The 12,265-nt window shown below is 65.1% G+C and carries 9 protein-coding genes; 1 reads left to right on the top strand and 8 read right to left on the bottom strand.

Going from position 1 to position 12,265, the window contains the following annotated elements; genetic code table 11:
* Nucleotides 1-9 precede the first annotated feature (9 nt).
* From uxuA to ACREYQ_RS27115, 5 genes are all read right to left on the bottom strand, one after another.
* Nucleotides 10-1,068, bottom strand: coding sequence for a mannonate dehydratase (gene uxuA, locus ACREYQ_RS27095; RefSeq protein ID WP_432261055.1), 1,059 nt, complete (start codon nt 1,066-1,068; stop codon nt 10-12).
* Nucleotides 1,069-1,122: 54 nt separating this feature from the next.
* Nucleotides 1,123-2,670, bottom strand: a complete 1,548-nt coding sequence (locus ACREYQ_RS27100) for a UxaA family hydrolase (RefSeq protein WP_432261056.1) — start codon at nt 2,668-2,670, stop codon at nt 1,123-1,125.
* A 34-nt stretch (nt 2,671-2,704) separates the two neighbouring features.
* A complete protein-coding gene (locus ACREYQ_RS27105; protein ID WP_432261057.1) occupies nt 2,705-3,991 on the bottom strand; it encodes an MFS transporter in 1,287 nt (428 codons plus the stop codon).
* Between the two features lie 168 nt (nt 3,992-4,159).
* Nucleotides 4,160-5,290 (bottom strand): mannitol dehydrogenase family protein, encoded by a 1,131-nt coding sequence (locus ACREYQ_RS27110; RefSeq protein ID WP_432261058.1) that lies wholly within the window; start codon nt 5,288-5,290, stop codon nt 4,160-4,162.
* Between the two features lie 16 nt (nt 5,291-5,306).
* Entirely contained in the window at nt 5,307-6,329 is a 1,023-nt protein-coding gene (locus ACREYQ_RS27115; protein WP_432261059.1) for a zinc-binding alcohol dehydrogenase family protein, read from the bottom strand.
* A 242-nt stretch (nt 6,330-6,571) separates the two neighbouring features.
* Here ACREYQ_RS27115 and ACREYQ_RS27120 point away from each other — a divergent pair, with 242 nt between their 5' ends.
* Nucleotides 6,572-7,279, top strand: a complete 708-nt coding sequence (locus ACREYQ_RS27120) for a FadR/GntR family transcriptional regulator (protein WP_432261060.1) — start codon at nt 6,572-6,574, stop codon at nt 7,277-7,279.
* Between the two features lie 50 nt (nt 7,280-7,329).
* Here the strand turns inward: ACREYQ_RS27120 and boxA are convergent, their stop codons facing one another.
* The 3 genes from boxA to boxC all read right to left on the bottom strand — a co-directional run bounded on the left by boxA (nt 7,330) and on the right by boxC (nt 11,937).
* Nucleotides 7,330-8,610 (bottom strand): benzoyl-CoA 2,3-epoxidase subunit BoxA, encoded by a 1,281-nt coding sequence (boxA, locus tag ACREYQ_RS27125; protein WP_432261061.1) that lies wholly within the window; start codon nt 8,608-8,610, stop codon nt 7,330-7,332.
* Between the two features lie 195 nt (nt 8,611-8,805).
* The gene (gene boxB, locus ACREYQ_RS27130) at nt 8,806-10,233 is read right to left on the bottom strand and encodes a benzoyl-CoA 2,3-epoxidase subunit BoxB (protein ID WP_432261062.1); all 1,428 of its coding nucleotides are present in this window, start codon (nt 10,231-10,233) and stop codon (nt 8,806-8,808) included.
* Between the two features lie 45 nt (nt 10,234-10,278).
* Nucleotides 10,279-11,937: a 2,3-epoxybenzoyl-CoA dihydrolase gene (gene boxC, locus ACREYQ_RS27135; protein ID WP_432261063.1), complete on the bottom strand. Its 1,659-nt coding sequence runs from the start codon at nt 11,935-11,937 to the stop codon at nt 10,279-10,281.
* Nucleotides 11,938-12,265: the final 328 nt, after the last annotated feature.

Raw genomic sequence — 12,265 nt, forward strand, 5'->3', positions numbered from 1 at the left:
TTCCGTTCCTTATTTGTTTGTCGCGCCCGGCGATTGATTTGCGAGACCTTCCCAGAGGCCGTTCAGGTAGACCGCCCCCAGAGCGCGGTCATACAGGCCGTAGCCCGGCTTGCCCGTTTCGCCCCAGATCATCCGGCCGTGATCCGGGCGCGCGTAGCCTTCGAAGCCGGTTTCGACATAGGCCTTGACGATCTCGGCCATGTCCAGCGAGCCGTCGGCCGAACGGTGCGAGGTCTCGTAGAAGTCGCCGTCGGCGCTGGTCTTCACGTTGCGCAGATGCGCGAAATGGATGCGGCCACGGCCGCCGAATTCCCGCACGAGCGCCGGAATATCGTTGCCTTGGTCGGCACCGAGCGAGCCGGAACACAACGTCAGGCCGTTGGCGGGGTCGTCGACAATGGACAGCAGGCGCAGCAGGTCCTCGCGGTTCTTGACGATGCGCGGCAGGCCGAAGATTGGGCGCGGCGGGTCGTCCGGATGGATCGCCATCTTGATGCCGGCCTCTTTCGCCACCGGAATGACCGCGCGCAGAAAGTATTCGAGATTGGCCCACAGCCCGGATTCGTCGAGCGCCTCGTACTCTCGCAGCAGCGCCTTGAGTTCTTCCGGGCGATAGCTCGCGTCCCAGCCCGGCAACTGGATGCCGTTGCTGATATCCAGCCGCTCGATCGCCTGCGCATCGAATGCGAGTGTGGTCGAGCCATCGGGCAGGCGCGTTTCCAGCGACGTGCGGGTCCAGTCGAACACCGGCATGAAGTTGTAGCAAACCACCTTCACCCCACATGCGGCCAGGCTGCGCAGCGTTTGCCCGTAGTTGGCGATCAGCGCGTCGCGCGTAGGCTTGCCGAGCTTGATGTCCTCGTGCACCGGCACGCTTTCGATCACCTCGAGCTTGAGCCCGTGCGTCTCGATCTTGTCCTTGAGCGCCAGGATCTTGTCGAGCGGCCACGCCTCGCCGACGGGAACATCGTAGATGGCCGAAACGATGCCGACCATGCCGGGAATCTGGCGGATGTGGGCCAGTGGCACGGGGTCAGTGTCGCCGTACCAGCGAAACGTCATTTTCATGATGACTTTCCTTTGAGCTCTTCGGGAAGCATTCGTAATATCGGCTGCGCGCCGTTACATCACCGCCCCAACCTGCCACGGCACGAATTCGTTCTGGCCGTAGCCGTGCGCCTCGCTCTTGGACCGCGTGCCCGATGCACAGTCCAGCATCATCTGGAAGATCGCCTCGCCCAGTTCATCGATGCTGGCGGCGCCGTCGACAATGCCGCCGCAGTTGAGGTCGATGTCGTCTTCCTGGCGCTCCCACAGCGCCGTGTTGGTCGCCAGCTTGAGCGACGGCGACGGCGCGCAGCCGTAGGCCGAGCCGCGCCCAGTCGTGAAGCAGATCAGGTTGGCGCCGGAGGCCACCTGGCCGGTCGCCGACGTTGGGTCGTAGCCGGGCGAATCCATGAACACGAAGCCCTTGGCGCGGATCGGCTGCGCATACTCGTACACGTCGACCAGGTTGGTCGTGCCACCCTTGGCAACCGCGCCCAGCGACTTTTCCAGAATCGTCGTCAGCCCGCCGGCCTTGTTGCCCGCCGACGGGTTGTTGTCCATCTCGCCGCCGTTGCGCTTGCAGTAGTCCTCCCACCAGGCGATGCGCGCGAGCAGCTTCTGGCCCACCTCCGGACTCACTGCGCGGCGCGTCAGAAGATGCTCCGCACCGTAGATTTCCGGCGTTTCCGACAGGATGGCCGTGCCGCCGTGCCGCACCAGACGGTCGACCGCCGCGCCCAGCGCCGGGTTGGCCGAAATGCCCGAGTAGCCATCCGAGCCGCCGCACTGCAACCCGACGCACAGGTGCGATGCGGGAACGGGCTCGCGCCGCACGCGGTTGGCATCGGCAAGCATCTCGCGCACCATGGCGATCCCGCGCTCGATGGTCTTGCGCGTGCCACCGCTGTCCTGGATCGTGAAGGTGCGCAGGCGCGTCTTGTCACCCTCCAGCCCTCCGGTTTCGAGCACGCCGCCGATCTGGTTCGTCTCGCAGCCAAGACCGACAAACAGCACCGAGGCGAAATTCGGATGCGCGGCATAACCGGACAGCGTGCGGCGCAGGATGGCAATGCCCTCGCCTTGCATGTCGATGCCGCAACCAAGTCCGTGCGTGAGCGCGATGACGCCGTCGACATTCGGAAAATCCGCCAGCGCTTGCGGGTGAACGTCACGGCGGAAGTGATCGGCAATCGCGCGCGCGACGGTCGCCGAGCAGTTCACGCTCGTCAGCACGCCGATGTAGTTGCGGGTCGCAACGCGGCCATCCGCGCGGCGGATGCCCATGAACTGCGCAGGCTCCGGCACGCAGGCGGTCGGGTGCGCGTCGGCACAGAACGCGTGCTCGCGGGCGAATTCCGCCATGCCCAGGTTATGCACGTGCACATGCTGGCCCCGTGAAATAGCGTCGCGCGCCACGCCGATGATCTGGTTGTAGCGCTTGACGGACTCGCCCTTGGCGATGTCGCGCGTCGCGATCTTGTGGCCCGGCGGAACCAGCCCGGACACCACCAGCGCTTCGGAGTCGATCCGGGTGCCGGACATGAGTTGCCGGGTGGCGATGACGACATCGTCATTGGGATGCAGGCGGATCACCGCCTGCGCGGCGGACGCTAAAGTCAACATGAAACAGCCTCGAAAACGGGGGGAAAAGAATGAATCAAAGCGACGAGCGCGCGGCTTCCGGCATCGTGCGGCCATCCGGCTCGATGGACAGCGGCTCGATTTTGCCGACGATCATCAGATAGCTGAACGCACCCAGGAAGCAGAACCCGCCCGCAACGATGAGCGGAATCGTGAACGAGCCCTTGGTGATTTCGAGCATCACGCCAGTGAAGGTGGTGATGAAGATGCCCGCCAGGTTCGACGCAAAGTTCTGGATGCCGCCAATCGACGCCACATGGCGCGGCGTGGGTGCGACATCGCCGGGCAGCGACCAGATGCTGGCGGCAGCAAAGGCGAGGCTGCCGTACGAAATGCCAAAGAACAGCAGCACCAGGTAGACGTTGGTGGTGAATGCCGACAGCGTGATGGCCGACGACATCAGCATGCCGCCCACCATGCAGGTCTTGCGCGCGGCGGTCAGGCTCCAGCCGCGGCGGTACAGCGCATCGGACACGAAGCCGCCCAGCCAGCCGCCCGGGATCGCGATCAGCGCGGGAATCATCCCGAGCGTGCCGAGCGCCTTCAGCGAGAAGCCATGCGTCTGCACCAGATAGGTGGGAAACCACGTGATGAAGAAATAGATGACGAAGTTCAGGCAGAAGAAGCCCAGCATCATGCCCCACAGCGTGCGGTGGCGGAACAGCGAGCCCCAGGTGACTTCCTGCCCCGCAGCGCGGGCTTGCGGTGCTTGCACGACGTCGTGCTCGCCCGTCATGTCACCATGCGCGGGGGCGCGGTAGATGATCAGCCAGCCGACGATCCACACCGCGCCAACCAGGCCGGTGATGACGAACGCGGCCTTCCAGCCGAGCGTGCTGATGATCAGCGCAACCAGCGGAATCGACAGCGCGGAGCCCACGCGCGACCCGCTGTCGAAGATGCTGGTGGCCAGCGCGCGCTGCTCCGGCTTGAACCACTGGCTGACCAGCTTTGCGCACGACGGATACGCACCCGCCTCGCCCACGCCGAGCAGCAGCCGGCAGCCGAACATGCCGGCGACGCTCGTGGCGAATGCGGTGACGGCCGTGAACAGCGACCACCAGCCGACAGCAAGCGGCAGCGCAATGCGCGCCCCGACACGATCTACAAACCAGCCGAATGGCATCTGCATGAACGCGTAGGTCCAGAAGAACCCGCTCAGGATCAGGCCCATCTCGGCGGGCCCGATGTTGAGTGCCTTCTGGATTTCAGGCGCCGCAACCGCCAGATTCGCACGGTCGACGTAGTTCACGGCGATCGCCAGAAAACAAAACAATATGACGACCCATCGCATCTTCCTCATCACTGTGTCTCCTTTGGTGCCGGCATCTGTCGTGTCGTATAAGCAGCCCGCCGTGATGCCGTCAAGGCGGGCCGTCTTTCTCGTTGCGTCCGCTCTGGCGGCGGCTCGCAGGGTGATCGAATGCTGTTGGCGGCTTCGCGTTGGCGGGAAGCTGCCGGTGCGGCTGCATCAAGCCGGGATCGAAACGCGCAGTGCCGTGTTCAGGCGCGGCTGGCTCAAGTTCAGGCCAAACTCGCGCGCCATGTCGATCACCGGCTGGAAGCGGCGCGCCTTCTTCTGCTCATGGTTGCGGGCGATGTCGGACAGGCGGTGGTCGAGAAACGGATTTTCGAAACGCTCGCGCACATCGTCGAGGTACGCGCGCGCCGCGTCGCCCTTGCCCGACGCGTCGAAGACCGGCAGCACTTCGTCGCGCCACAGCGATTCCAGATCGGTGCGCAATGCCGGATCGCGCATTGCATGAAGCGTGTTCTCATCGGCCCGGCGGCCATCGACAAGCCAGCGCTCGGCCAAGTAGGTATGCCCGAGATTCAGCAGCAGGAGCTTGAGACGTTCGTAATGCGGCAGGTCGTCGGTCACCGCCATCGCATCGTGCTCGCACGGCAGCACCATGCCTGCGCGGCGCTCGATGGCCCACAGCGCATACGGTTCGGCAATGGCGCCGATGGGCCGGATCGGCTCCGACACGATGCGATCCACGAGCGAGTTCACCCAGATGCAGGTCTGCTCGATGTAGCGGACGAAGGCCGCATCGGCCAGCCACTCGCGAGCGATATCGGCGACGAGCGCACGCAGCGTGTCGCCGTTGTTCGAGATGAGTTCGCATGGCAGCAGCGTCAGCGGTGCTGCGTCGGCCGCAAAGCGTGCGTGCAGCAAGACCACGAGCTTGGCCGCAAAGCCAAGCGGCACGCGCGCCCCTGGCGCCAGCAGATCCGCGGTGTCTTCGGTAAAGCTGGCGTAACCGCTGTCGCTCGTGTTGGAGATCACCACCTTGGCATCGCGTGCGAAGCGCTCGCGCACGAGCGGCCAGTCGGTGTTGGCATCGAGCGCCTCGCTGATGGCGGAGCATTCGGTGGTGGCGTCGATTACCGTGTCGCGCCGCACGCCGCGAATCCGTACCGGGTAATGCCCTTGCACACGCAATGCCCCGATGCGGGCGCGGCTTTCCGGATTGGAGGTGGTCTGTACGACAGTGACATGCCCAAGTGCTCGGCCCGCGCCAAGCGCCTCGGAGATGAAGAGATCCGCATGCGCCTGCAAGAATCGGCTGGTGCCGAACTGGAGAATCGGATTGCCCATGACGCTCGCTCCGCGTTCAGCAGGCGACCAGCGCCTTGATGACGCCGGCGTTTGGATCGAGCAGTCTGGGGAATTCGGCCGGCAGGTCGCCGAGCGCGAGCGTGTGCGTGTTCAGCGCCGCCGTGGGAATCTTGCCCGCGCGCATGGCATCGAGCACGGTTTCGAAGTCGGCAGGCGTCGCGTTGCGGCTCGCGAGCAAGGTCGTCTCGCGCTTGTGGAATTCCGGATCGGAGAACGAAATGCGGTGGCTGACGATCGACACCAGCACATACTTGCCGCCGTGCGCGACAAATTCCAGGCCGCGTTCCATCGCCTTGATGTTGCCAGTCGCGTCGAACACGGCATCAAAGAACTCGTTGTTCGTGAGCTCGGCAAGCTGCTTGGCGTCGGTTGCGGCCTCGGTGGTATCCAGGAGCACCGCGTGGTCGGCGTTCAGCGCTTCGGCGCAGACAGACAGGCGGTCGGCACGTCCATCCAGCACGGCAACCCGCGCGCCGCGCAGCTTCGCAAACGTCACCACGGCCATGCCGATCGGCCCGGCGCCCACGACCAGCACGCGCTGCTCGGGCTTGACGTCGGCACGCGCCACTGCGTGCGCACCGATGGCAAGGAATTCGATCATTGCCGCCTGGTCCAGCGTGACGCCGTCGGCCTTGAAGACGAATGCTTGCGGAACAGCAAGGTATTCGACCATCCCGCCATCCGCATGCACGCCGAGCACGCGGATGTTCACGCAGCAATTGGTCTTACCAGCTCGGCATGCGACGCAGTGCCCGCACGACAGGTAAGGCATCACGTAGACCTGGTCCCCCGCCTTCACGCGCGCATCCGCCGGCGCCGACTCCACGATGCCGGACAGCTCATGTCCCATCACCCGCGGGTACGACAGATACGGCTGGTTGCCGGTGTAGATATGGAGATCCGTGCCGCACACGCCCACGCGCTTCACACGAATCAGGACATCGTCGGGCCCGGCTTCGGGAATGGGCTGGTCGGTGACGGCAAGCTTGCCGGGTTCTTCGCAAATGACGGTTTTCATCGGGCTCGGGGACGGATTGGGGTGCTGCAATACCAGCGCGTCACACATTGCGTCTGGTCTGACCAGATCGAAAAATATAAAAATTTGCTAAACTGGTCAAGCCAATTTTCCGAACTCAGGGAAACTCCGAATGCCGGCAGTCGGGTGCAGGAACGTGCCAGTGCCAACGGCTTCGATTTACAATCGCCGCACCCTGTGCCGGCCGAGAAGCAGCCGGCGCCCGCATTGATAGGAATCACTCCGTGGCTGTCAAACCTGCCGAGACGCGTCGTCTCTATCTCCAGATCGCCGACAAACTGCGCGCGTTGATCGATCAACCGGACTTCGCACCAAACGGACGCTTGCCGTCCGAGCGCGTGCTGGCGGAACGGCTGGGCGTGTCACGGCCGTCGGTGCGGGAAGCGCTGGTGGCGCTGGAACTGGAAGGCCGGGTCGAGATCCGCATGGGCTCCGGCGTCTATATCTGCGCCACGCCCAATGCAGCGGCCAATGCCGCGCCCCCGGAAACGGAACTCGGTGACAGCCTGCTCGACATCATGGCCGCCCGCGCGGTGATCGAAGGCGCCATTGCCGCGAGCGTCGCGCCTTTCAGCAAGCCCAAGGCGTTGAAGGTGCTGCGCGGCATCTATGAAACAATGGCGCAGGAAGTTGAGGCCGGGCAGGTTCCGATCGGCGCAGACCGGGCGTTTCATGTCGCGATTGCGCAGATGACAGGCAACGACGTGCTGGTGCGCACCGTCACCGCACTGTTCGACGAACGGCATAGTCCGCTGTCAACCAAGCTGCGCGGGCACTTTGAAAGCGAAAGCACGTGGGCTGCCGCGCTCGACGAGCACAAGGACATCCTCGAAGCGCTGGAAGCACGCGATGCGATCCAAGCGCAAGCGGCCATGCAGCGCCATTTGAAAGCATCGCTCGAGCGGGTCATGGCCCGCCCCAAACATACCTGATCGAATGCGCGCGTCCGACCCGCCCGTCGACACGACGGAGCGGCCAACCCTCAGTACGTCTCGAGGTGCAAGCGGCCCTCACGTTTGAGGCCGTCAGCCAGCGCCTCCCACTGCAACCCCGCCTGCTGCGCCACGTCGCGCAGCGCCAGCACCACGCCCTCTTCCATGCTCTTGAGCCCGCAAACATAGAAGTGCGTGTCGGGGCTTGCCAGCAGTGCGGCCAGATCCGCCGCGCGCTCGCGCATCAGGTCCTGCACATAGCGCCTGGGCTGCCCCGCCGTGCGCGAGAACGCCAGGTTGATGTCGATGAAGTCCTTGGGCAGGTTCTGCAGCGGGCCGAAGTAAGGCAGCTCTTCGCGCGTGCGCGCGCCGAAGAACAGCATCAGCTTGCCGCCGTCGAACTTGCCGGCCTTGCGCAGGCGCCGGCGCCATTCGGTCATGGCGCGCATCGGTGCGCTGCCGGTGCCGGTGCAGATCATCACGATGTTGGAGCGCGCGTGGTTCGGCATCAGGAAGCTGGCGCCGAACGGCCCGATCACTTCCACCTTGTCGCCCACCTGCAGGTCGCACATGTAGTTGGAGGCCACGCCGCGAACGGGGTTGCCGTCGTGGTCCTGCAGCACGCGCTTGATGGTCAGCGACAGGTTGTTGTAGCCGGGCCGCTCGCCGTTGCGCGGACTGGCGATCGAGTACTGGCGCGCATGGTGCGGGCGGCCGCTGGCGTCGGCACCCGGCGGGACGATGCCGATGGACTGGCCTTCCAGCACCGGGAACGGGGTCGCGCCAAAGTCCAGCACGATATGGTGGGTGTCGTACTCGCGGCCGACCTCGGTGACGCGCGCGTTGCCGGTCACCGTGGCGGTGATGGTCTTGTGCGCGGATTTCGCGCCATACAGGTTGGTGTAGGCGTGCGCGGCGGACCACGGCGGCACGGTGGCGCCGTAGCGGGCGCTGTTGAACACTTCCTCGCCGGTGCCGGCCAGCGGCGATGCCGTCGCGGCTTCGGGCGCGGCGGCCTGCGCGTCGGCGCCGGGCGCCAGGTCGGCCAGTTGCTCGGGGGACAGTTCTTCCGGCAGCGTGTCCCAGCCCAGTTGCTCCTCGATGCTGTAGGCGCGCAGGCGGGGCATGGCGCGCCAGTTGTCGATCGAGCCGGTCGGGCACGGAGAAATGCAGGCCATGCACAGATTGCACTTGTCGGCATCGACCACGTAGTTGCGCGCGTCATGCGTGATCGCGCCCACCGGGCAGGTGGCTTCGCAGGTGTTGCAGCGGATGCAGATCTCGGGATCGATCAGGTGCTGCTTGATGACTTGAATTTCTGCCATGTCCATGGCGGTCTCCACAAATTCAGAGTGCTTGCAGGGCGAATATCCTCTGCCCTCGGTGTTCCCCTCTCCCCTCAGGGGGGGGTGGGGTGAGGGGTGGTTTAAGCACCGGCGCTTCGTTGATGCTCCCGCCCTCACCCCCGCCCCTCTCCCGCAGGCGGGAGAGGCGAGCAAACCCACAGCGCGGGAAATGCCAGTGGCTCAGTTGAAGCGCACGTATTCGAAATCCACCGGCTGGCGGTTGATGCCCATCACCGGCGGCGCGATCCAGTTGGCGAACTTGCCCGGCTCGACCACGCGGCCCATCAGGCTGGCGACAAAGGCGCGGTCGCCATCGGTGGGCAGCCACTGGTCGCGGAAGTCGCGCCATTCGGCATCGGAGATCACGCGGCCGTCCGGCGATACCTTGACCCCGGCCAGCGCGCCGATATTGCGGTGGAAGGCCTTGTGCGGCACCTTCAGGCGGAACGGGATGCCGGCCTTGTCGATGACCTTGTTCCAGCGCTCGATGCCGGCCATGCTGTCCTTGATGTAGTCGTCGCGCAGCACTTCATTGAGCGCGTTGAGCATCGGCACTTCCTTCTCGCTCAGCTGGCCGTTCTGCGCCTGCAGGATGCGGTAGGTCTGGCCCTTGAGCACGTGGTCGTCCATGCGCTTGCCTTCTTCGTAGCGGCCCTTCAGGCCGGTGCTGTAGAAGGTGGCGGCATTGCTGGACTCGTCGGCGCCGAACAGGTCGATGGTGACGCTGTAGTGGAAGTTCAGGTAGCGCTGCAGGGTCGGCAGGTCGATCACGCCGGCGGCGCGCAGCTTCGCCGGGTCATCGGTCTTGAGCTCGTTCATCACCTGGCAGGTGCGCTGGATCACGCGCGACACGCCGGACTCGCCCACAAACATGTGGTGCGCTTCCTCGGTCAGCATGAACTTGGTGGTGCGCGCGAGCGGGTCGAAGGCGCTTTCGGCCAGCGCGCACAACTGGAACTTGCCGTCGCGGTCGGTGAAGTAGGTGAACATGAAGAACGACAGCCAGTCAGGCGTCTGCTCGTTGAACGCCTGCAGGATGCGCGGGTTGTCCTGCTGGCCGCTGCGGCGCTCCAGCAGGGCCTCGCCCTCCTCGCGGCCGTCGCGGCCGAAGTGCTTGTGCAGCAGGTAGACCATGGCCCACAGGTGGCGACCCTCTTCCACATTCACCTGGAACAGGTTGCGCAGGTCATACATGCTGGGCGCGGTCAGGCCCAGGTGGCGCTGCTGCTCGACCGACGCCGGCTCGGTATCGCCCTGCGTCACGATGATGCGGCGCAGGTTGGCGCGGTATTCGCCGGGGACGTCCTGCCACGCGTCTTCGCCCTTGTGGTCGCCAAAATGGATCTTGCGGTTGGCCTCGGCCGGGTTCAGGAAGATGCCCCAGCGGTAGTCCGGCATCTTGACGTGGCCAAAGTGGGCCCAGCCCTGCGGATCGACGCTGATGGCGGTGCGCAGGTAGATGTCATGCTGGTGCGAGCCTTCCGGACCCATGTCGTTCCACCAGCTCAGGTAGTTGGGCTGCCATTGCTCGAGCGCGCGCTGCAGGGTGCGGTCTTCGCTCAGGTTGACGTTGTTGGGAATCTTGTCGCTGTAGTTGATGCCGGACATGGGGGTCTCCTTCGGGGGACGATTCGGTTGTCGTGTAAATCTGGATCAGACGCGGTTCCAGTCGAAGGCGGCCTTGTCGCCCTTGCCGTAGACCTTGAGCGCCCCCTTGTCGCCGACCGCGTTGGGGCGCTGGAAGATCCAGTTCTGCCACGCAGTCAGGCGGCCGAAGATGCGGGTGAACATGTTTTCCTGGCCGTTGAAGCGCAGGTTGGCTTCCATGCCGGTGAGCGCATCGGGCGACATCGCCACGCGCTCTTCCAGCGCGATGCGCACTTCGTCGGTCCAGTCGATGTCGTCGGGGTTGGCGGTGACCAGGCCCAGCGCATGGGCGGCATCGGCATCGAGCGGCTGGCCGGCTTTGGCGCGCACGGCGTCCAGCGCGGGCTGCTCGTCATAGAAGCGGCGGCCCAGGCGGCTCTGGCCGGTGGCCATCGGGTACAGGCCGAAGTTGACTTCCGCCACGGTGATCTTCGGCGCGCGGTCTTCGTCGTCCGGCAGCGCCAGGTGGTAGCTGCGGTCGCAGGCCAGCGCCAGTTCCAGGAAGGTGCCGGCAAAGCACGATTGCGGCTCGATCAGCGCGAACAGGCTGCGCGACGACACATCCAGCCGGCTCAGCGTGCGGCGCAGCAGGCCGATGGTCTCGCGCACCAGCCAGTGGTCCTTGTGCGCCAGCAGCGTGGCGTCGGTGGCCAGCACGGCGGCGGCATCGCCGCTGGTCTTGATCAGCCAGGTGCCGATGTCCAGTTCATTGGTGCGCATCGACAGGATGGCGTCTTCCAGTTCGCGCGCCAGTTGCAGCGGGTACCAGGCGGCGCCGGCAGCGGCGATCTCGTCGATGCCCTGCGGCTGCGCGCCGGTGGGGGCCTTGACCGTGAAGGTGGCGGTGCGCCCGGCACGGTCGATCTCGACCGTCACATGGGTGTAGCGCAGCGCATCGGCTTCGATGGTGCGTTCGATCGGGGCCAGCGCCACGCCCTTGCCGTCGGCCGGGCGGTCGCTCTGCGCGGCCAGCGCCAGCGCGCGCTCCTGCACCTTCTGCGCGAACACGGCCGGCTTGGCGATGTCGTCGACCAGGCGCCAGTCCTTGGCACGCTGGCCGCGCACGCCTTCGGTGGTAGTGCAGAAGATATCGGCCAGGTCATGGCGCACATGGCGCTTGTCGGTCACGCGGGTCAGGCCGCCAGTGCCAGGCAGCACGCCCAGCAGCGGCACTTCCGGCAGGCTCACGGCCGACGAGCGGTCGTCCACCAGCAGGATCTCGTCGCAGGCCAGCGCCAGCTCATAGCCGCCGCCGGCGCAGGCGCCGTTGACCGCGGCCAGGAACTTCAGGCCGCTGTGCGCCGACGAGTCCTCGATGCCGTTGCGGGTCTCGTTGGTGAACTTGCAGAAGTTGACCTTCCACGCATGGCCGCTGACCCCCAGCATGAAGATATTGGCGCCGGAGCAGAACACCTTGTCCTTGCCGCTGGTGACGACCACGGTGCGCACTTCCGGGTGCTCGAAGCGGACGCGGTTGAGCGCGTCGTTCAGCTCGATGTCGACACCAAGGTCGTAGCTGTTGAGCTTGAGCTTGTAGCCGGGACGCAGGCCGGCGTTCTCGTCGATATCCACCGCCAGCGTGGCGACGGGGCCGTCGAACGTCAGCTTCAGATGTTTGTATTGGGAGGGGGCGGTCTGGTAGTCGACGCGGGGGGCGGTGGTCACGGCGGTGTCTCCTCTGCAAAACTGCACGATAGTGCGTGAACTGAGCTTTGATAAAACGCACTATAGTTCATGAATTAGCACTAGAGCAAGAAATATTGTGCAGAATCCAGAGGAAGAGATGCCAGCATCGCATAGTCGCGTGCAGGCTCGACAAAATGTGACGCGGTCGTGCTAAGTCGCGCCTTGTTTGCCATATTCTGGCCAGGTATTGGGGGAAATGGCAGAGCCTGACCGATGGCGGAGAACACTGCCCGTCGCCGGTCGGGTTAACCCAGACCATGCAATATAATGCTTGACACTTATTTGGCTGGGCTCTATTTTTCCATCA

Source organism: Cupriavidus sp. TMH.W2 (assembly GCF_050847365.1).
Classification (GTDB): domain Bacteria; phylum Pseudomonadota; class Gammaproteobacteria; order Burkholderiales; family Burkholderiaceae; genus Cupriavidus.